We start from the raw sequence: 20,937 nt of genomic DNA, 5'->3' as shown, positions 1-20,937 counted from the left end.
GCATTCAATAAAAGCAAAAGCTAACTTTGTCGCGAAAGCGAAGACAAACATAATGTTTCTCACTTTTCCAGATTTATTCAGCGCTTGATGCAGACAGAAAAGAGTCCCGTTCGCATCTTGGCGAACGGGACTCTTTAGGGCTTTATAGTGGGATGATTCCCAATAGGATACATACGACTATCATGACAAGCGTCGATCCGCATGCCCATTTCAGGAAGGTGCGCTGCAATGCACCGAAATCTTCCCCTACCATTCCAACCAATAGATAGGTAGATGGAACAAGCGGGCTTAATAGATGGACAGGCAACCCTAATAGCGAAGCTCTGCCGATCATGGCAGGATCAATTCCATATGCAGCTCCCGCTTTAGCAAGCAATGGGAGCACACCATAATAAAATGCATCATTAGACATGAAGAACGTAAAAGGTGCTGAGATGATGGCTGTGATGACAGCAAAATGCGCGCCCATTTGATCAGGAATATGCTGAATCAAAGAGTTTGCCATGGCATCTACCATTTCCGTACCTGCAAGGATTCCAGTGAAGACACCTGCTGCAAAAATCATCGAAATTACAGATAAAGCATTGTCCGCATAGTTTGCCACACGCTCTTTTTGATCACTGAGTTTCGGATAATTAACCGTAATGGCAATGGCAAAACCTATCATGAACAGAACCGCTGAAGGCATAAGTTCCATGATCAGCGCCACAAGCAATGTAAGAGTCAATGCGTAATTGAATATTATCAATTTTGGACGCTTAAGATAAGCATCTTCCGTTGCAGCCGCTTGCTGTGCCATAGCACGATAATCGACTTCTATGATCCCGATTCTTTTTCTTTCTTTTTTACCCAGGCAATATGCCATGAAAAGGACGAATAGGACTCCGCCGATCATCGCTGGGATGACAGGGGTGAAAACATCGGACATTTCAAGTTTTAAAGCGGTCATCACCCGTGCTGTAGGACCTCCCCAAGGAAGAAGGTTCATGACTCCAGATGAAGAAACGGCAATACCCGCCAATACGAGCGGCCTCATACCAATCCGTTTATATAGCGGAAGCATGGCTGAAATCGTTATCATATATGTGGTTGTACCATCTCCATCCAAGGAAATCAGCAAAGCCAGGACTGCCGTGCCGATGGCAATTTTCACTGGATCTCCTTTTACAACCTTAAGTATCGTATTGATGATCGGATCAAAAACGCCAGCATCGATCAAAATGCCAAAGAAAAGGATCGCAAATAAAATCATGATTCCCGTCGGCGCAACATCTTTGATCCCTTCCAGCGCCATCTCACCCATTTTACCGCCAAACCCGCCAATAAGTGCAAAGGCACTTGGCACTGCAATCAAAGCTATCATGGCTGAAAGTCGCCCTGTCATAATTAATATCATAAACGTTACTATCATCAAGTATCCTAATAAAGCGAGCATATCAATCACTCCTTATCTTCTAATAAGGTAAATTGTATATGAAACCGCTTCATTTGTAAGCGTTCTCAATTTATTGTGTTTTAAAACTATTTTGTTAATTTTGTTCATTGTGTTCACGGAAGCGATTTTTCGAGGCTGAACCGCGCCACTCCGCGGGTTGAATGGCGGGTTCATTAAGGACATGATTGCAATTATTAAGAAAACTTCGACTATATCTTCATTGCTGGCAAAGGCATGCTACTTCGCATTTATTCTTCAAAAGATAGATTTGCCGGCCCATCCAAAAGGTCACAGCCAAAATCTATATTGGTCGTTGGTATGGCTTTCCTGACTTCCTCGAATTCCAGTTGATCGATCCATACTTGGCCACGCCCTGATAGAAGGACCCCGAATGAAATGATGGCACTGTTTTCTGGTACATCCAAGACAAAAATAATGGTTCCATTCCGTATCGTTAACGATAGGCCGATTCCCCATATTGTCGAATTGCAAAACATCATGAAGGGCATTATCCACCCTCATCCATAAACCACAAAATCCATCAACATCTTTTTATTTTATAAAACCCGAAAGCTTCATTCTTTTACCAAGATAATTTTCCGCCTTGAACTGTTGCATCATCGTTGCAAATTCCTCTTTGGATTCCGCAGTGACGGATTTCAGGAAACCTGATGCCTGGCCTTTATGGAATGTTTCCCGGTCAATTCCCATTTTATAATTGAATGGATGACTCCCGCTTACATTCCATCCTTTTAATAATTGTTCGTTTTTCATCGTCATTTCCTCCCTTTGCAAGGTTAATTTACTTACGAGTTTCCGATATTGCCCTGGCGGCAGTTCATAATATTTCTTAAATGAACGAGTAAAGGATTCTTGTGTTTCAAAGCGGTAATAAAAAGCAATGTCGATTATTTTTTCATCTGTATAAAGCAGCATGTTAGCTGCATTGGCGATCCTTCGATATCGAATATATTCTGATACGGTCACGCCAACCTCCTTTTGAAAAATACGATGATAATGAAATTTCGAAAAACCTGCGAATTGTGCGATGTTCTCCAAGGACAATTCCTCTTGTAAGCTATTCTCTATATATTCAATCGTTTTTTGGATGATGGGACTGTATCTCATTTCCGAACCTCCTTAAGAATAAGATAACAGAATAAAATAACGTTTTTTGACATATATTGCTTTTTTTGAAACGTTCAATCCTTGATGCATAAAAAAACACCCCCAATCTTGAAGGTGTTTCATACTTAATGCTATTGAGTTTTATAATATCTTCGCTCAGGTCTTCCCACTACCCCGTAAACGACTTCCGCTTTACACTTCTTAACGGATATCAAATATTCCAGATAGCGTCTCGCGGTTGTCCTGGAAGCGCCGATCTGTCCGCTAACTTGCTCTGCCGATAAACCGATCTCGCTTGCTTTAAGTACCTCGATCACTTTAGCCAAAGTGATTTCGTCGACCCCTTTCGGTAAGTCCGGCCCATCGTTCGTTTCCGGAACCGCAGATCCCTTTTTCAAAATGAGATCAACAAAATCCTGATCGATCTCTTGTTTGGATTTCATCAGATTGACTTTCTTCAGATATTCTTCGATAACTTGGTTGAAACGCTTCATTTCCACTGGTTTAATTAAATAATTCTCTACACCATAGTGTAGCGCCTTTTCAAGTTGGTCTTTATCCGTTGCCGCGGTAATCATGATGATATCCACATTCGGGAACTTTTTCCGTATGTCCGGAAGGAGGTCTGTACCAAGTTGATCCGGCATATAAACATCAAGCAAAAGCAAATCCGGGTTTTTTTGCTCCAAAATCCGAAGCGTTTTTTTGGCATTCACAGCTTTTCCGACCACTTCTATTTCATCAAAGTTTTTTAAAAATTTTTCATGGATATCCGCTACACGAAAATCATCTTCTGCGATGACTGCTCTTATCTTCAGCATACTTTCCCTCCTCACTGTTCTTTAGGAAGATACACGGTGAATATGGTGTTTCCCTCCTCGCTGTGAACTTCGATGATGCCGCCCAGCTCTTTGACGACATGATCAGCATTCGAAAGTCCATAACCACTCGGATTTCCGCTGTTTTTCGAAGTGAAACCCCGATCGAAAATATGGGCGATGGCATCCTCAGGTATTCCTTTTCCGTTATCACTCACTTCAAATACCATATCATTTCCGATATCTGTGGCAAAAAATTTCACGCGCGGCTCTTCCATGCTTGAAACCGCTTCAAGTGCATTATCAATAATGTTGCCTAGAATCAATGTCAGCTGTGACAATTTTATATGATCCGGCAGTTTCTCAAGGTAACTTTGGGCGTCTATTTCAAAGATGATCTTCTTTTCCGATGCTTTCCCTATCTTCCCAAGTAAAAGGGCTTGTACCTTTGTATCCTTTATCTGTTCGAACACGACACGGTTCAGGGAATGCAATTCGGATGTTTCGCTTTGAATCATATCTATTGCTTCATCATATTCGCCTAATTGTATCAAACCTGAAAGGACGTAAAGTTTATTGGTGAACTCATGGGTCTGTGCCCTTAAATCCTCAGAATGCATCTTCACTTCCGATAATGTGTTGACCATTTCTTCAATTTCCGTTCGATCACGGAACGAAGCGACAACACCGCTTACTCCTTCACTATCGAAGATTGGCGTACAATTGACGATAACGGATTTGTCTTTCCATGAAATCTCCTTATCCACCTGCGGTTCACCAGACTTCAGCACTTCGAATAAATATTTCGAAGGAAATAGGCCATCCACATTCAAATGGCGAACGGACTCTTTAATATCCAGCAATTTTTTTGCCGGCTGATTCATCGAGGTAATCAACCCATTTTGGTCAATGGCCAAAATCCCTTCTTTCACCGATTGAAGCACTGCATTTTTTTCTTTATATAAATTGGCGATTTCAAATGGTTCCAGCCCCAATGTATCTTTACGTATGCTCCTTGCCAGCATATAACTGCCAATGACCGAAATCATGATGGCCACTAAAGATACAATCATCTCTTTGGACAAGTCCTTGAAAATTTGGGCGCGGACATCGTCCACTAAAAAACCGACGGAGACAATTCCGATTATTTTTCCATCCGCACTGAATACCGGTGACTTCCCCCGAATGGAAAGACCGAGTGATCCTGCCGCCTCGGAAACATAATATTCGCCTTCCTGAAGGGCCCTGGCATTATCCCCGCCTTCCATCCGCTTCCCAATTTCGGAAGCGAGCGGATGGGAATAGCGAATTCCCTCTTTATTCCCGACAACGATGAACTCAGCCCCTGTTTCCTTGCGGAGCTTTTCGGCAATCGGCTGAATTGTGCCAGCGGGATCATCCGTTTCAAAGGCCTCTGTAACGGTAGGCATGAAGCTAATCGTCCTTGAAAGTTCCAACGCCAATTGACCTTTATCCTTCGCTATTTGCCTTCCTTCCATATAGGAAAAAGTAGTCGTCAATAAAATAATCAAAAACAGGCTCAACGATAAGACTAACCCGAGAATCTTGGTTTCCAGCGATACTTTCCTCATATTCAACAGCATCCTCTATTTTCATTTTCTTTCACTAATTTTATAGGAGCATAATGATTTTACCATTTCTATTAAATATTGAACATTGCTGGCGGTTTATTTCGCCAATTCAAACATGAAAGGATTTAAAAGACTGAATAAAATGATATATAGGATCATCATCACCCTTTTGCTTATTAATGATTTTTTCCCAGTCAGTTTTCTATCTCATATCGTTTAGGCGCATTTGTTTTACACCATTAATGATTTGTCTTTGGATCGTGCACTGCAGTACTCTTTTGTATTGGAAGAAGGCAAAACAATCGGAAACATAAAATGCTCAAAGGAAACAACTCCTTTGAGCATTTTTTCAAACGAATTTAGAGATACATCGACGCATTCTATTGTTGGATATAGAAATATACACGAAGTCAATATAGCAATCTCCATAAATAGAAGGTCGCATAGGATTCCCAATCGGCCCACGGTTCCGATAGTTTCAGGATTTCCGCTTTCGTTGGTTTTGCTTCCGCTTCCATGACCAGTTTCAAGGAGTTATGCAGCCCAACGTCATCGATGGGAAAGGCCGCGGGAAAACGCAAACAGCGCATCAGGACATAGTTCGCTGTCCACGGACCGATTCCCCGTATTTTGGTCAGCATTTTTTCGGCCTCTTTTACATCCTTTGCATTCAACAGCTTTTCTATAGTAAGTTCCCCTTCTGCAATCAGTTGGGCAGCGCCTATTAAATATTCACACTTCTTTACCGTCATCCTCAAATCGGCAAGATCTTCGACCGGCAATTTCGCGATCACATCAGGCTTGGGAAACAGCCAATATTGCTTCCCTTCGAATTCAACAAAATCACCAAACCTCTCCACAAGTCTCCGTTTCAAGGTGTAGGCATAAGTCAAGTTAATCTGCTGTCCAAGTATTCCCCAGGCAATCGCTTCAAATAAATCGGGGATGCCCATATTTCTCAAACCGAAGAATTGGCTTACCGGCTTTTGCAATAAAGGGTCATTTTGGGCCAGTTCATAAAAAGGAAGCAGGTTTGTCTCAAGATCGAACCAGTGACGAACGTATTGGGAAACAGCATCCATTGCCTGATTATCCATCGGTGCAGTTCGGCCTGGAAACCGGACGGTCAGCTCCGTTTCATCCATCGCACTGATTTCCACTAAGAGTTTCTCTTTCTCGACAACAAGTGCTCGGTAAATTTTTTGATCAGCAATATCGAACAGACATTCATTGGAGGATCTTGATAAGTATGTAAGGTTTTCCGAAAAACTAAACTCCTTTGGTGCATGAATCCTCAATTCAATCATGCCTTCTTCCATTGATCATGCCCTCCTTTGTCCCATTCTCTTTATTCTAATGAAAAATGGATACGTTATCTTGCTCTTTCATTTCACTCCCTTATTTTAACAGAATACCCCTATCCGCAGTCATCTCCCAAACCTTTTCAATCATTACGTTATCTTGCTTTTATATTATCAAATTGTTTGTATATCCATCCTTTCTTGTATACTAAAAGCAGAGGTGAATGTGTTGAATCCGGAAAAAGCAGATTTCCCGAATGAATATTGGAAAGCTATTATAGATTGTGATGCAGCATATGATGATCATTTTTTATACGGAGTAATGACGACGGGCATCTTTTGCAGGCCCTCCTGTAAATCCAGGGTGCCGAATAAGGAAAACGTGAAGATTTTCAAAAATGCCATGATGGCTTTGGAAGAAGATTTCCGGCCTTGTAAACGATGTAAACCGGAAGGATTGAATTTGCCGACAGAAGAGTGGGTTGAACAAATAGCTGAATGGATCGACACCCATTACAGCGAACCCCTCACATTGAATAAATTGGCGGATATTTCCCACGGCAGCCCCTTTCATTTACAACGATCATTCAAGCGTGTTAAGGGGGTCTCGCCCACTGAATACATTCAACGGCTACGCCTTGAAAAAGCAACGTGGCTGCTGGAAAAGTCCGAACAGTCGATTACTGAAATAGGCTTGGCTGTCGGGTTCTCTAGTACACCCTATTTCATGACACTATTCAAAAGGAAAATGGGGAATACCCCTTCAGGATATCGGAAGGCTTATCACAAAACTCAAGCTTTGGAGCGTGAAGAAAATGAAGAATGATAAAGAAACCATTGATTGGGCCATATTGCATGATGATAGGTGGCAGCTATATGTAGCCAAAACGGAAAAAGGGCTTTGCTATGTAGGCTCTCCCGGTCAAACATATGAAGAACTGGAGTCTTGGCTGCAAAAACGGTTTCCGGATGCGAGACTTATTGAAAATGAAAAAGCATTAACCCCCTATCTAAAAGAACTCCAAGAATATTTCGAAGGGACCAGGCAGACTTTCTCTCTTCCGACAGATATAAAGGGCACTCCCTTTCAACAAGAAATTTGGGCAGCGCTGAATCAAATACCTTACGGAAAAACCTGTTCCTATTCCGATATTGCCCAGATCATCCAAAGGCCCGCAGCTGTTCGGGCGGTCGGTACGGCCATTGGTGCCAATCCTGTTCTGATCACTGTGCCATGTCACAGGGTTATCGGAAAAAACGGGAACATTACCGGTTATCGTGGAGGTACGGAGATGAAACTATATCTACTTCATTTGGAAGCGAAAATGAAAGTGTGAATGCAATCTGCCCGCAAAAAAAAGCATCCGACCATACGGATGCTCTTTTGCCTTTGTTTTTTAGTACCAAATGGTCACCGCTTTATTATATGCATCACTATTAGGGATTGCATGTATCCCTTGGGCCTGTGCCTTGCGCGGGTCATAATCATATACCATTGGTGTATAGCACGATGTCTGCCCTATGTTCACGACACCATTGCCCCCGGAACTGGCACATGTATAGGCCTTACCATCAGTACTTCGGACGATCCTGGCGTCCGCTTCATGGTTGTATACGGCGGCGCGTGTCACAGTCACTTTTGCCCAGGCGGTTTTACAGACCGTGCTGAATTTCAATTCTACGTACGAATTTGAATCGATCCATTTTTTATCCTTCGTTACCGCCGAATTTGCACAACTATTATAATATGGACTTTTTCCATCATAAGTATGTGTTTCGGCTAGAGCCTGATTTTTTCCAAATCCAAAGTCGACAAGAAACAACGACAGTGTCATCACCATGGATAAACCTATCATTTTAAGCTTTTTATTCAATTCATTCATCCTTTCTTTCCATAAAAATAGATGAAAGCTTTTCCTTTTTCATTAATACCAGTCGGTTTCACCTGCTGTATATGGCCAAAAAGCGACCGCTTTTGCTTTTCGCGGATCTAAATCATATACCATAGGTGTATAGCATGACGTTTGGCCTTCATTAATTTCACCATTTCCTCCTGGAGATGCACAGCTGAATTGTTTATTATCCGTATTACGGACAACCAAAGCCGTTGCCTCCCCATCTGCTTTAGCCGGTCTGCTTAGAGTGAGCTTTGCCCAAGCCGTTTTACAAGTTGTGCTGAATTTCAACTCCAAATTGGCGGAAGCACCGTTGGCATAAATTTTTACGGCCTTCTTCGTTACTGCGCTATTCGCACAATTATTATAGTAAGGACTTTTTCCATCATAGGTGTGTGTTTCTGCTGATGCTTTACTTGCAAAAAGATCAAGGGAGCCAAAAAGGACTAAAGAAGCTACAAAAAATGAAATACATAAAACTTTTTTCTTCATTATTTCACTCATCCCCTTAACAAAATTTGTACACTGTTCATCTTACAATTTTGTAATATTCTTACAAGTGATAAATTCCCTAGTTCATGAAAAACTGCTTCCCCGCCTTTAACTTGCAGCCTCCCATCACTATTACTGTTTGGTATGTCTCGCTTTATCAACCCCATCACCACAGGACAAAGTCATTTTCCCTATGATCAATACGAGACAAATAAGGTCACAACTAAGGAGATATGCGCATCAAACTGAGGCAAAACGAGCCAATAGGCTGCCGTTGACCGGGAAAGATACAGGTCGATGTACTTAAGCTTTTTTCAAGAAAAAAGAAAAGCCCCGACAAAACTCGAATCGTTTTGTCGGAGCTTTATGAATTCTAATAGAAAAGATCATGCGGAACGAACTCAACCCGTCCAACAATCCGATCGATCACATCTTACGGCTTTCGTGATTGATTGCAAATCACCATAATGGAACCAACTCGTCAAAGGAAACGTCAATGCCCCAATCTATGTACTTCCTCACGCGAAGCCACGATGAATCCAAAAACTTTCAGCAACTCTATTTCCGTGGAGCATCACTCCCATTGCTTCACCCTTTTTCTTTTCTCCAATTTTTCGGGTTTAAATAACCTTTATATTTGGCAGCCACTTCTTTTCCGACCAAAAGCGCGCCTGCCCAAAACATGACTTCCGCAAAGACGATTGCGCCTGTTATGACCCCAGCTTTAGCCGCAGTCGAAAATGGCGTAAAAGGAGCTACGACAGGAATGATCCAAGTGAGAAGGGAAATGATCAGGAACCCCATCCCTACCTTGTAAAACCTCGATTTCTTTACTTCTTTACTTTCTTTATCCAATTAAATAACCTCCGTCATGATGATTTTCATTTAACTCCCCCGCCAATTCCACTTTCAAATATACCTTTGAATATATCCTTTTTTTATACGTTCGAATGTTCATTTCGTTTCATAAATATGAGAAATAAATAAATTCCAGTTGAGGAAAACTAAAGCAGGTACTTGATGAGGGGGCCATGGTATCTATTAATGAATGGACTTTACTATTCTTAATGGATTTAATAATCTTAAACAAGCTATTCTTATAATACTTGCATGCAGGAAAGGAAAATCCAATGTACATTGAATTCATTGCCACAACGATAGAAGATGCCATTATAATCGAAGAATCGGGCGCAGATCGAATCGAGCTTGTCAGTTCTTTAGCCGAGGGGGGATTGACTCCAAGCCACGCCCTGATAGAAGCTGTCGTCCATTCAGTAAAGATTCCAGTCAACGTGATGGTAAGGCCCCATAGCCAGTCGTTTTGTTATTCTCAAAACGATTTGGAAATCATGAAAAAAGATATCCAAATCATTCGTTCACTCGGAGCGAACGGGGTTGTATTAGGTGCATTAGATGAAAAAAATGAAATCCATCGACCCTATCTCGAAGAACTATTGACGGTATGCGGAGGTTTGGAGATTACATTCCACAGGGCCATCGATGAAACAAACGACCTGGTCATTTCAGCTGAAACGCTGGCACAATATCCAGAAATCACAACGATATTGACGTCAGGCGGGCATGGGGATTTCCCCAGCCGCATGAAAACGATTCAACAAATGAAAAGGGTCTGCGGCGACATAGCGATACTGGTTGGAAGCGGTTTAAATAAGGATAATATCCTTGCTATCCATTCCGAACTGCATACCGGGCACTATCATTTTGGCACGGCCGTTCGAAAAAACAACAGTATCATCGAAGGAGTTACTTTAGAAAAAGCTAAGGAAATCGTATACATGCTCAAGAAATAATGTCGGAAAGGGACCGCTTCTTTGGTCCCTTTTATGATGCCGATTTCTTTTTTGACCAAATCCCCTAAGATAGTGCCGCCAAAAGACTTATTTGTAATGAAGGATCGAACTATAAATGAATACAGACAGAAAGTGAAAAAATAAGAAAAAGCGCCACTGAAACATTCCTTTACAGTGCGGGCCTGGTTCCAATGACGACAGTGGCGTCCAGGTCTTCACACTTCACCACCTGTGGCATCACCCCGTATCTAGCAAAGATTTCTACGGTCCGTATCGCTTGCCGCTCACTGGTCTCGACTAACAAATGGGAGCCCGGTGCCAGCCAAAGTGTTGCCGAAGCTGCCACCCTTCGCTGGACATCAAGCCCGTCGGACCCGCCGTCTAATGCCACCCTCGCCTCATGCATGCGCGCTTCATGGGGTAGTAGTCCGATTCCCTCAGTAGGGACGTATGGTGCGTTTGCGACCAGTATGTCAACACGTCCCCGTAAATTGGATGGAAGCGGTTCATAGAGGTCCCCTTCGTATACCTGACCATTGACTGAAATGACGTTACGACGCGCACACCGTACCGCGGCCGGGTCAATGTCGACGGCGTGCAACTCGATATCTTCGAGAACATCGCCCACAGCGGAACCAACCGCGCCCGTGCCGCAGCACAAGTCCACCACGACTGCTCCAGGCATGGCAAGTGCTGCCGCTTGGCGGACTAAAAACTCGGTCCGTCTGCGGGGTACGAAGACTCCTGGGTCAACTTCTATCCGGATACCGCAGAATTCCGCCCAGCCGATGACGTGTTCAAGGGGTAAACCCGCTATCCGTCTATCCACCATCCCGGCCAATTCGGCTGTTGTCCCTGCCGCGTTGATGAGCAACCGGGTCTCTTCCTCAGCAAAAACACAACCTGCGGCCCGTAGTTTAGTGAGGATGCTTGTATAAATGGCATCTCCATTAAAAAAAGCCACTTTACTTCCATTAACATCATTAAAGGCCGCATTCCTAAATTCCATACGTTTCCCCCCTACTCTCTATTAATCAGAATATTATAAATGTTGCCAAAACCATAGTATTCAGCTCCTTCAACTTACTGTCCCTTTAGCTATAAATTAAGAAGGTTGCCGAAGCAACCTTCCGACATGAAACTTTTCAATCTTGGGATTCAAATTTTGTTAGCGTCAGCAAAATGCCCCATCGCATCACACATGAATTTCGCTAAACCATCACCGTATTTGTCGATATTTTTGGTGAAGCGTTGATCATCCACGTACATTTGACCTAATCCTTTGAAAGCGTCCAGTGAGTATGTGCCGAAGTTATTGTTCAAACAATCATACCATTCTTTAATTGCCTCTTGTGCCTCCTCCGACTTGGGCGAGCCATTTCGGATTGAAGCAAGTTTTAAATAAATCTCGGATACAATTTTCTGTGCATCTTTGGACATGCCCGCGACTTTAGCCTTCGACTCATTGACAGCTTTATCACCCCAAAGCTTGCGGGCTTCGTCTTCATATGGATTCTGACTGAAGTCAAATCCTTCAAATTTTTCCTTATTCGTCATTTGAATTTCCCCTTTCATATGCTTAATCGATTTTTCGACCGTTTCAATTAATTTATCGAGCTGGCTGCGTTTCTCCAGTAGCATTTTTTGATGTTGCTTTAACGCATCTTGTTTATCAAACGAAGAGCTGCTTATCATTTGCTTTATTTCCTTTAATGGCATGCCCAGTTCCCTGAAAAACAGGATTTGCTGCAACATCTCAAGATTATCATTCGAATAAAGCCGATAACCTGAATCGGTTATTTCCTCTGGTGATAATAACCCGATTTCATCATAATAATGCAGTGTCCGCACACTAATGCCAACTAAATCAGCCAGCTCCTTCACTTTCATTGCCACTGCTCCTTCCCCCCCTTTCGATATCAATTACTTTAAGGTATTACGCAACGTCAGAGTCAAATGGAAAAATGAAAATTTTCCGCCCAATTACAAAAGACGATCCCTCCTAATGAAGAATCGCATGGTAGTAGAGTTTCTATGTATTGATTTTCCCATTACTCGTGAGTTTTTGCCTTTTACTCTTGAATTGGAGACATTTACTCGTAAGTTTGGCGCTTTTACTCGTGAATTAAACAATTTTCATTCATGAGGCGTATACTCTGCATGAAAGTTCGCTCTGATATTAGCTTTCCTTCACCTCCAATGATCGGGAATGCTTAATGTGAGCGGTAATTTTGTCTTCGTATCGCCTTTAGCCGAGTTAATCTGTGCTTGTGTGATGAAGAAACTCCCGGTGAGATCGGCACCGCTTAAATCAGCGTCCCTAAAGTCTGCACCGATAAGATCCGTCACTCTCATGTCAGCTTCCCTGAGGTCGGATGCAATAAGTAAAGCTCCTCTTAAGTTCGCTCCCCTAAGGTCAGCACCTCTCAACTTTGCACCGATTAGGTCACTTCCTCTACCTATTTTGTTCTGTTTTTTCTGATTTTTATTTTTCTTAAATGAAACCTTTGCACGTACGAGTTCGCTTGTGCGCAGAAGTAAATCATTAACGATCGCTCTATGCGCTGGTACATTCAGGTTCATGATAGACGTTGGATTTTGCTTAGTGAGATGTTCCGTTTCTTCAAAAGCAGCCTGCAAATCCTGGTAAAGAGGTTGCGCATCTTCTAAATTCAGTGCCTCATTTAAGTAACAAAGCATTTCATGCAGTTGTTGCATAATAGGAAATACATCGAACATTTCCTTTGCTGACGCTGGGTTGTCTCTCCAATCGTTTCCACCATATGTGAGTTGAGATACCTTTTGACCGGCACCGAAGCATTCATATACCGTGCAGCCCCTAAATCCTTTTTCTCTGAGATTTTCATGGATGCCGCAACGATAATCCGATTGCAGGTTTGAACATGGTGTACCTCCATCTTTATCAAAGGCAAAATCAGCAGATTTCGCATAAGGCAAAGCTACACAGCACAAACCAAAACAATTCTCACAGTCTGCACGTAAATGATTAAGAATACTATCGTTATTCGTTAATTGATTAAACAATACTTACACTTCCTTCTATTAAATAAAACCAATCGTTTCATAACTTTTTTTCTAAAGAATTTAGTTCTTCCCATTCTTCAAGTGAAAGTTTTTCAGTCATATGCTTATATGCATCGGGGACTTCTACCGAACACATGAGTTCGAGACTATTCCCATCCGGGTCATTGAAGTAGACGGAAGCATTCCCTTGGTTCGGACGAACAAAAGGTTCGATCGATGTCCTTTTTCCAAAAGGGACGGCTTCAATTTTTAGGGATTGGAGCCAAGTTAGTGCAATTTTCATATTTTCATAAGATACCCGAAATGCGATATGCCTTAGTGAAGGGTGGTATGGAGTTTGATATTCTTCCCCTTCCCATAATCCGACCCAGCTTTTGTTTTCCTCTATCCAAAAGAAGGCAGTACCTTCATCCCTCCAAGCTAGCTTCAAGCCTATTTTCTTATAAAAATCCATAGAGATGGCCAGATTCTTTACGGGTAGATGGGCTTCATATAAACCTTCTATCATATTATATAATCCTCTCTCCTTTTAAGTGATGAAATCTTTTGCCGGGAAAATATCTCGAATATGGTGGAGTGCGATCTATTAATAGAAGAAAACGGATTTAAAGGTTCCTCCTATAATGATAGAATATTAGCTTTTGACCGGAATCTGCACTAATTTCCTCATTAATCGAAATCCATTCAAAACCGTTTTTCTCTAAAACCTTTTGGGATGCAATATTGTCGCTTGTCGTTTTGGCATGCATTTGCGTCACATTCCATTCCGGCGCCAGATTAACCAAAAGCTTTAAAGCTTCATTCGCTATCCCCTTTTGCGTAAACGCTTCGCCAATTCTGTAACCGACATGAGCCGTACCATTAATGGGATCGATATCCACAAGGTTCATCCTGCCGACGATTATGCCTGAACCATCCTTAATTAAACAAAAAGAGGAGATGGCATCTTCTTGTTCTTTTAATAATTCCTTATGCCTGATCTCAAACGATCCAAAACTATAATAATCATCTCCCCGGCCTGGCACAGTTTGCTCGAAAAACCTTCTATTATTGCATTCAAATTCAAATAACGCTTGTGCATCCTGTTCATTTAGCCTGTGAATGTATATATCCATCATTCCTTCATCCTTTCAAAAAACGCCAAGCATATTATTATTCAAGAAAACCAAGTGATTATCCTTCCTGCAAAATGTATATAGAATATTTTTTCATTCAAGTCTTTAGCAGCAATTAAGTGTTTTTGTTAAAGAATCTATTTTTATTCATTCTATTTTGCCAACAAGCCGTTTATATGGACAACACTGTCGCATACTGACAAAATTTGATACCCTCAATACCATATCAATCCAAATACGAATCGAACCATCACACCCACTAATTTCTATAAAAACCCAAAAATTGTTGAGAATAATTTTTTTTACACACGTTGTATTAAGTGTAAAAGCTTTTACAAAAAAACAAGGGGAATCATGTCATGAAGTCTACTAATATAAATTTTATCGAGCGGTTGCAACGCCAAGAAGAAGACGCATTGGAATTTATAGTGGATACCTATTTGCCACTAATCAAGGGGGTCACATATAAGGTTCTCTCTCCCCTTAGGAACGACGGTGTCCTGGAAGAATGCATCAATGATATTTTTCTTTCAATCTGGAACAATTCAAAAAAGTTCCATGGGGACACAACAGACTTCAGAAAATGGATCTGTGCAATCGCCAAGTTTAAAGCGATTGATTACTACCGAAAAGCCGTGAAGAAAATGGAGCTTACATCAGGTTACACAGAAGTAGATCCAGAAAAATCTGCAGAAGAGGAACTGATTATACTGGAAGACAGAAAAGAACTACTTCAGTTAATTGACCTTTTAGAACCTGTAGATCGGGATATTTTTATCATGAAGTACTTTCTTGGTTTAAAAAATGAGGATATATCGATAAAACTCGGGTTGACCAAAGCATCAATAGATAATCGAATTCATAGGGGAAAAAAGAAGCTAAATCAAAAAGCCACGAATCTTAAATTAGGAGGCAGTGTCGTATGAAGGATATTTATGAATTATTAAATGATATAGACATAGACGAAACTGAATGTAAGGAAATGGAAGTCACCGAACTAGAAAAAGCTAAAGTCAAAAGAACCCTAAAAAAATCAATAAGAAAGAAGAAAAAAATGAAACGTTGGCAAAAGAATGTTCTGGCTGCTTCCATTATATTCGGGTTATCCACCGCAACGATTGGATTCTCGTTTACCGCTTCTGCTAAAAGCATTCCTTTGATAGGAGATATTTTCAGCTATTTTAGTAATGAAAACTCAGGTCTCTCCGAAGTTATCAAAAATAATGGAAAGGGTCTTTATAGTGATTATAAGGCCTACTCTAACAAAATTGACTTTACCGAAGCAAGCAATGGCCTTACTTTCACGATAAATGACGCCATTTATGACGGAAAAACGGTAACCATCACTTATACTATTGAAAGCGAAGATGATTTGGGTGACGGATCTTTCTTTATTCCGAGCCCGAATATAAAGGAAATGAAAGCCCAAGGAGGATCGGATGAAATTTCAAAAGTAGCTGATAAAAAATATGTAGGCTTATTAACGGTTAGTAACTTAGAAGATTTTAAAGAAGATACAGTAAATATAGACTGGGATATAAATAGCATTAGTATTAACGACATGGGTAAAGAGATAAAAGGAAATTGGAACTTTGCTTTCTCACTAAAGGCAACTGAAAGCAACGAGAAGGTCATCAATAAAAGTGTGGATCAACATGGAGTAAAAGTATCCGTCGAAAAACTATCGATCTCGCCAATGTCCTTTGTGGTGGATTATCATCAAGAAGTGTCCGACACCATCAAAAACAAGTGGGATGTTGCCTATGTGGAGTTGACCATTAAAGATGACTTAGGGAATGTATACGATGGTCAAGAAAACGGAGGAATCGGTGTCGATTCTTATAATTTGAACTTCAGCAAAACATTCCAAAAAATCGATCCGGATGCTACACAACTGATTGCGACACCACATGTAACATTACGTAATTTCACTTCAGAGAACAACGGAGAAGTAACCATAACGGAAGACGGTGAAGAAAAGGTTTCATCCTTCCCAACAAAACCAGGAATCGCCCCCAAAGAGTTCGTATTGGAAGATATCGTGATTGATTTGAAGAAATAACACGTTTACCCACAAGAGGTATACATGAACCCTTGAGTCCCAGATTGGGAAAGGTTCATGTATACCTCTTTTTTGTGACTTCTTATTCAATCCGTGAATAGAGATATAAACATGAATTACTTGAAAAGTCAAAAATAAATTATTTTCTTCTGGTAAAAAATCAACGGATGATGTATCATAGTCTTCAGACATTTATTATTCTTATTTGGTTAATCGGAATTAGGAGGAATAGATATGATTGGTTATGTGTTTTTAAATCTCGCCATAATGCTCGTTCTTTTAGGCGTTTTATTTTACATGAATAAGAAGCATGTTTCCTTTACCAAAAGGGTCTTTACGGGACTTGGTTTAGGGATTGTATTCGGACTTCTTTTGCAGTATTTCTACGAACCCCAGTCAGAAGCGATCGTTAAATCGGTCGATTGGTTTAACATTGTAGGTTCCGGCTATGTAAAGTTCCTGCAAATGATTGTCATGCCGCTTGTCTTCATTTCGATCTTATCCGCATTCACAAGATTGAAACTGACTAGCAATATTGGAAAGATCAGTGTCCTGATCATCGGAATCCTGCTTGGAACGACTGCGATTGCAGCAGCTGTTGGGATCACCTCGGCAACTGTATTCAATTTGGAAGCCGTTCAAATCGAGCAAGGGGAAGCGGAGTTAACCCGCGGAGATCAAATATCGGAAACATACGGTACGATTCAGGATAAAACGATGCCACAGCAAATCCTTGAATTGATTCCGTCCAATCCGTTCCTTGATTTAACGGGAGCACGTCCAACATCAACCATTTCCGTTGTAATTTTTGCTGCATTTCTTGGAATCGCCTATTTAGGAGTCAAACGGAAGCAGCCTGAACATGCTGAATTTTTTGCTAAAATAGTAGATACATTGCACAGCATCGTCATGCGTGTCGTAACATTGATCCTTCGTTTGACGCCATACGGGATCTTGGCGATCATGACGAAGACGGTAGCTACGAGTGATTTGGATGCCATCCTGAAACTGGGGAAATTCGTGGGTGCCTCTTATGTCGCACTGATCGTCATGTTCCTCATCCATTTGCTATTGCTGATGCTTGCAGGATTGAACCCAATCGTATATTTAAGAAAAGCTTTCCCGGTATTATCATTTGCCTTCACTTCAAGAACAAGTGCAGGAGCTCTTCCTTTGAACATCCAAACACAGAAACAATTAGGGGTGTCGGAAGGTATTGCCAACTTTGCCGGATCCTTCGGTTTGTCGATCGGTCAAAACGGCTGTGCCGGAATCTATCCGGCCATGTTAGCGGTCATGATTGCCCCAACGGTTGGAATCAACCCACTGGAGCCTTCGTTTATCGCCATGTTGATTGCCATCGTGGCCATTAGCTCTTTCGGGGTTGCAGGTGTAGGCGGAGGAGCAACATTCGCTGCCATCCTGGTATTATCCGCCATGAACTTACCAATCGCCTTGGCCGGATTGTTGATTTCCGTCGAGCCATTGATCGATATGGGAAGAACGGCTGTGAATGTCAGCGGAAGCATGACTTCCGGTATTTTGACTAGTAAAGTGACGGGTGACCTGGATAAGGAACAGTTCAGCGAAGAATCATCTTTGAAAGTTGAAGCTGAAATGTAAAAGAAAAAAGCATCGGACTTCCTGTATGGGAGGTTCGATGCTTTTTTTCATGGGCTGCTTCAAACAAAAAAACCACTGTAACATATCAGCTCATGGGAGCGAATATTCTTACAGTGGCTTAACTGTGATCATTTTTTAACTTGCCTTGCTGCGTAATGATTGGCCTGATAAGCAGATACGGCTTGGAACATATACTGGACAGCTGCATATACCCCGCATGCAAGAAGGATCCCTGCAAGTACATCCAATACAGCATGCTGTTTCGTAAATAGCGTGGAGAGGATAATCAGTGTTCCGAATGCAGTGACACTGGCATATTCCCATTTGTGCTGTTCTTTCCGCCTATGGGCGATGATCATCATGATGAATGTAGTCAGTACATGAATGCTGGGAAGACAGTTGACAGGTTGATCATGACTATAGACGTATCGCATTAAATGGGCGAAGATATCGTTGCCCGCCACTTCTGGACGCGGGACTGTCGTTTGCCAAAGGCAATATACAAGAAAACAGAGTAGTTTCCCCGATATCAAACTGCCTAATCCTACGAAATAGTGCTTTCGGTCAACCAAGCAGTAGTAAATCAGCAATCCATAAATATACGGATACCAAAGTAAATAAGGAACGACGAATTCTTTAATAAAGGGAATCTCCCCATCTATTATAGTCGTAACATCGACAGCATGACCTGAGGATTGATTGATGATTGAATAGATGGAACTAGTAATCACCAAAAGTAATAAATAATATAACGGGTGAAAGGATAGTATGGAATTGTTTTTCATAGCTCGCTCCGGCTTTCAATATATTGGTTTTTTTCCACAGATTATTATACAACATTTTTCACTAGATTAACTCTGTAATTGCATAAGTTAATGATTCCCATGAACTAGTAAATTGGATATCTCTTACTTTTGATGACACCAAGAATACATAACGAAAGCCATGGCATGCTACCATGGCTTGAAGCTAAAGCTTATATACGGGAAGGTAAAAACGATATTTCCGCTTTCCCTAGATTTTGTTATGGCGTTTTTTCCATACAAACGTCAAGGAAATGAAGATATAGATGCAAAGTGTAATGATCGTAACGATTATGGATGTCGTGAAAATGATTCCGATCAGGATCGTTATTAAAGCGATGATCGCAGCCCAAGTCGTATACGGGAACCATTTTACCGAATAGGCACTTGTTTTTCCCGACTGTTGTTTACGTGATTTCAAATGGGCGAACGCAATGATCAACCAGATGAATAATACGGTATATCCCAGCGACCCCATTAGGAAATCGAAGGTCTTGCTTCCAGCAAATAAGGAAATCAGTACACCGCCATATAAAGCGGAAGTACACATTATTATTGCGGGAACAGGTACTTTCTTCTTGGATAAACGGGAAAAGATTTTCGGAATGCGACCATCCACGGCTTGTGTATATAGTACGCGGGATGAACCATACAACCCGGAGTTCATCGATGAAATGATCGCCAATAGAACAACGGCGTTCATAATATGGTCGGCACCAGGAATCCCAATCATTTGAAAGACCATTACAAACGGACTTACCTGCACCCCGTTTACTTCGTTCCAAGGAATTAAGCTAACGATGATGAAAAAAGGAATGATATAGAAAGAAATGATCCTGACCAATGTACTGCGAACGGCTTTTGGAACCACTTTTTCAGGATTTTTCGTTTCAGCTAATGTGACCCCGATGATTTCCGTACCGCCATATGAATAGATTACCACCAGCATCGCGGTGATCAAACCTGTCGATCCATTCGGAAAGAAACCGCCATGCTCAGTCAAGTTAGAAAAACCGACGGCTGTATGATCACCAAAAGTAACGAGCAGCAACAATAATCCAGCCAAGATGAACACAATGATGACGGAAATTTTAATTAAAGCAAGCCAGTATTCCGTTTCAGCAAAAACCTTAACCGACAGCAAGTTAACCGCAGTAACTAAAACCGAAACAGCCAATGCCAGAATCCAGATTGGATATCCAGGCAGCCAATATTGAAGGAAAATCGCCGCAACCACCGATTCGGCCGCAATATTCAATACCCACATTTTCCAATAGATCCAATCCAGGAAATAGGCAGGATACTTTCCTAAAATCGATTGGACCAAATCCCTGAATGTTCGTGCGCCGCTATTGCGGACCGCCATTTCAGCTAAACCTTGCATGATGAATAATAGGATGATGCCCCCTATCAAGTATGCAATGATTACGGAAGGGCCTGCCATATCAATGGCTGAACTGCTTCCTTTAAATAAACCTGCCCCGATGGCACCGCCCAATGCCATCATCGTAATATGCCTTGAAGTCATAGTTCTCTGTAAATTCCGTTTGTCCGTTTCCATATCCTTACCTCCCCAAAATCAAAAAAAGCATATCGTCTCTTCCTTCATAATCAAATGAAGAAAGAGACGATATGCCTTAAGCTTACCGCGGTACCACTCTTATTGGCTCTTTTCTAGAACCCTGCTTTAAAAACCTTGTAACGAAGGTCAATCGTTAAAACAAAAGATGGAATAAACCCTATCTTTCGCTTTACCACTCCCAGGCAAGTTCAAAGTATCATTGGACTGCGTTGCACCAACCCGCAGCTCTCTTTAC

Annotated in this window: 20 protein-coding genes, 1 pseudogene and 1 other annotated feature (1 of these 22 cut by a window edge); of the genes and pseudogenes, 6 read left to right on the top strand and 15 right to left on the bottom strand. The window is 41.6% G+C overall.

Features of this window, described 5'->3' with window-relative positions; all coding sequences use genetic code 11:
- Nucleotides 1-142: 142 nt before the first annotated feature.
- The 5 genes and pseudogenes from ACQKNS_RS11160 to ACQKNS_RS11140 all read right to left on the bottom strand — a co-directional run bounded on the left by ACQKNS_RS11160 (nt 143) and on the right by ACQKNS_RS11140 (nt 6,292).
- On the bottom strand, nt 143-1,435 hold the full coding sequence (locus ACQKNS_RS11160; RefSeq protein ID WP_427642879.1) for a CitMHS family transporter: 1,293 nt from the start codon (nt 1,433-1,435) through the stop codon (nt 143-145).
- 248 nt (nt 1,436-1,683) lie between these two features.
- Nucleotides 1,684-2,563 (bottom strand): annotated as a pseudogene (locus ACQKNS_RS11155) (helix-turn-helix transcriptional regulator).
- 131 nt (nt 2,564-2,694) lie between these two features.
- On the bottom strand, nt 2,695-3,384 hold the full coding sequence (locus tag ACQKNS_RS11150; RefSeq protein ID WP_427642877.1) for a response regulator: 690 nt from the start codon (nt 3,382-3,384) through the stop codon (nt 2,695-2,697).
- Between the two features lie 11 nt (nt 3,385-3,395).
- A complete protein-coding gene (locus ACQKNS_RS11145; protein WP_427642875.1) occupies nt 3,396-4,973 on the bottom strand; it encodes an ATP-binding protein in 1,578 nt (525 codons plus the stop codon).
- A gap of 410 nt (nt 4,974-5,383) precedes the next feature.
- Nucleotides 5,384-6,292, bottom strand: a complete 909-nt coding sequence (locus ACQKNS_RS11140) for a DNA-3-methyladenine glycosylase family protein (RefSeq protein ID WP_427642873.1) — start codon at nt 6,290-6,292, stop codon at nt 5,384-5,386.
- A gap of 211 nt (nt 6,293-6,503) precedes the next feature.
- Here ACQKNS_RS11140 and ACQKNS_RS11135 point away from each other — a divergent pair, with 211 nt between their 5' ends.
- Together ACQKNS_RS11135 and ACQKNS_RS11130 are read left to right on the top strand one after the other, a co-directional pair.
- Entirely contained in the window at nt 6,504-7,100 is a 597-nt protein-coding gene (locus ACQKNS_RS11135; protein WP_427642871.1) for a bifunctional transcriptional activator/DNA repair enzyme AdaA, read from the top strand.
- Nucleotides 7,090-7,611 (top strand): methylated-DNA--[protein]-cysteine S-methyltransferase, encoded by a 522-nt coding sequence (locus ACQKNS_RS11130; RefSeq protein WP_427642869.1) that lies wholly within the window; start codon nt 7,090-7,092, stop codon nt 7,609-7,611. Before ACQKNS_RS11135 ends, ACQKNS_RS11130 begins: the two co-directional genes overlap by 11 nt.
- A gap of 60 nt (nt 7,612-7,671) precedes the next feature.
- Here the strand turns inward: ACQKNS_RS11130 and ACQKNS_RS11125 are convergent, their stop codons facing one another.
- The 3 genes from ACQKNS_RS11125 to ACQKNS_RS11115 form a co-directional block, all read right to left on the bottom strand.
- The gene (locus tag ACQKNS_RS11125; protein ID WP_427644174.1) at nt 7,672-8,115 is read right to left on the bottom strand and encodes a DUF2690 domain-containing protein; all 444 of its coding nucleotides are present in this window, start codon (nt 8,113-8,115) and stop codon (nt 7,672-7,674) included.
- An 84-nt stretch (nt 8,116-8,199) separates the two neighbouring features.
- Nucleotides 8,200-8,673 carry a DUF2690 domain-containing protein gene (locus tag ACQKNS_RS11120; RefSeq protein ID WP_427642867.1) on the bottom strand — a complete coding sequence of 158 codons (474 nt, stop codon included), beginning with the start codon at nt 8,671-8,673 and terminating at the stop codon, nt 8,200-8,202.
- Between the two features lie 576 nt (nt 8,674-9,249).
- Complete coding sequence (locus tag ACQKNS_RS11115; RefSeq protein ID WP_309487140.1) at nt 9,250-9,516, bottom strand: transporter suffix domain-containing protein; 267 nt, start codon at nt 9,514-9,516, stop codon at nt 9,250-9,252.
- A gap of 275 nt (nt 9,517-9,791) precedes the next feature.
- On the opposite strand from ACQKNS_RS11115, the gene ACQKNS_RS11110 reads away from it, so the two are divergent.
- Nucleotides 9,792-10,472 carry a copper homeostasis protein CutC gene (locus ACQKNS_RS11110; protein ID WP_427642865.1) on the top strand — a complete coding sequence of 227 codons (681 nt, stop codon included), beginning with the start codon at nt 9,792-9,794 and terminating at the stop codon, nt 10,470-10,472.
- A 169-nt stretch (nt 10,473-10,641) separates the two neighbouring features.
- On the opposite strand, the gene ACQKNS_RS11105 is transcribed toward ACQKNS_RS11110, so the two are convergent.
- The 5 genes from ACQKNS_RS11105 to ACQKNS_RS11085 form a co-directional block, all read right to left on the bottom strand.
- Nucleotides 10,642-11,481 (bottom strand): putative protein N(5)-glutamine methyltransferase, encoded by an 840-nt coding sequence (locus tag ACQKNS_RS11105; protein WP_427642864.1) that lies wholly within the window; start codon nt 11,479-11,481, stop codon nt 10,642-10,644.
- A gap of 149 nt (nt 11,482-11,630) precedes the next feature.
- Nucleotides 11,631-12,368, bottom strand: coding sequence for a MerR family transcriptional regulator (locus ACQKNS_RS11100; protein ID WP_427642863.1), 738 nt, complete (start codon nt 12,366-12,368; stop codon nt 11,631-11,633).
- A 294-nt stretch (nt 12,369-12,662) separates the two neighbouring features.
- Nucleotides 12,663-13,517 carry a pentapeptide repeat-containing protein gene (locus ACQKNS_RS11095; RefSeq protein WP_427642862.1) on the bottom strand — a complete coding sequence of 285 codons (855 nt, stop codon included), beginning with the start codon at nt 13,515-13,517 and terminating at the stop codon, nt 12,663-12,665.
- Between the two features lie 37 nt (nt 13,518-13,554).
- Nucleotides 13,555-14,025 carry a VOC family protein gene (locus tag ACQKNS_RS11090; protein WP_427642861.1) on the bottom strand — a complete coding sequence of 157 codons (471 nt, stop codon included), beginning with the start codon at nt 14,023-14,025 and terminating at the stop codon, nt 13,555-13,557.
- 97 nt (nt 14,026-14,122) lie between these two features.
- A complete protein-coding gene (locus tag ACQKNS_RS11085; RefSeq protein WP_427642859.1) occupies nt 14,123-14,632 on the bottom strand; it encodes a GNAT family N-acetyltransferase in 510 nt (169 codons plus the stop codon).
- 359 nt (nt 14,633-14,991) lie between these two features.
- Here ACQKNS_RS11085 and ACQKNS_RS11080 point away from each other — a divergent pair, with 359 nt between their 5' ends.
- From ACQKNS_RS11080 to ACQKNS_RS11070, 3 genes are all read left to right on the top strand, one after another.
- Nucleotides 14,992-15,558, top strand: coding sequence for a sigma-70 family RNA polymerase sigma factor (locus tag ACQKNS_RS11080; RefSeq protein ID WP_427642857.1), 567 nt, complete (start codon nt 14,992-14,994; stop codon nt 15,556-15,558).
- Complete coding sequence (locus ACQKNS_RS11075; protein ID WP_427642855.1) at nt 15,555-16,694, top strand: DUF4179 domain-containing protein; 1,140 nt, start codon at nt 15,555-15,557, stop codon at nt 16,692-16,694. The genes ACQKNS_RS11080 and ACQKNS_RS11075 overlap by 4 nt, the downstream gene beginning before the upstream one ends.
- Nucleotides 16,695-16,928: 234 nt before the next feature.
- Nucleotides 16,929-18,317, top strand: coding sequence for an L-cystine transporter (locus ACQKNS_RS11070; protein WP_427642854.1), 1,389 nt, complete (start codon nt 16,929-16,931; stop codon nt 18,315-18,317).
- A gap of 128 nt (nt 18,318-18,445) precedes the next feature.
- Here the strand turns inward: ACQKNS_RS11070 and ACQKNS_RS11065 are convergent, their stop codons facing one another.
- The gene (locus tag ACQKNS_RS11065) at nt 18,446-19,102 is read right to left on the bottom strand and encodes a phosphatase PAP2 family protein (RefSeq protein ID WP_427642852.1); all 657 of its coding nucleotides are present in this window, start codon (nt 19,100-19,102) and stop codon (nt 18,446-18,448) included.
- A 229-nt stretch (nt 19,103-19,331) separates the two neighbouring features.
- Nucleotides 19,332-20,681: an amino acid permease gene (locus ACQKNS_RS11060; protein ID WP_427642850.1), complete on the bottom strand. Its 1,350-nt coding sequence runs from the start codon at nt 20,679-20,681 to the stop codon at nt 19,332-19,334.
- Between the two features lie 59 nt (nt 20,682-20,740).
- Nucleotides 20,741-20,937: a binding site (T-box leader), on the bottom strand; it runs 40 nt beyond the window's last position.

The sequence above is a fragment of the Peribacillus sp. NPDC094092 genome (assembly GCF_050279365.1).
Taxonomy (GTDB): Bacteria; Bacillota; Bacilli; order Bacillales; family DSM-1321; genus Peribacillus.
The sequence above is the reverse complement of the archived record's forward strand: the minus strand, read 5'-3'. Positions and strand labels throughout refer to the sequence as shown.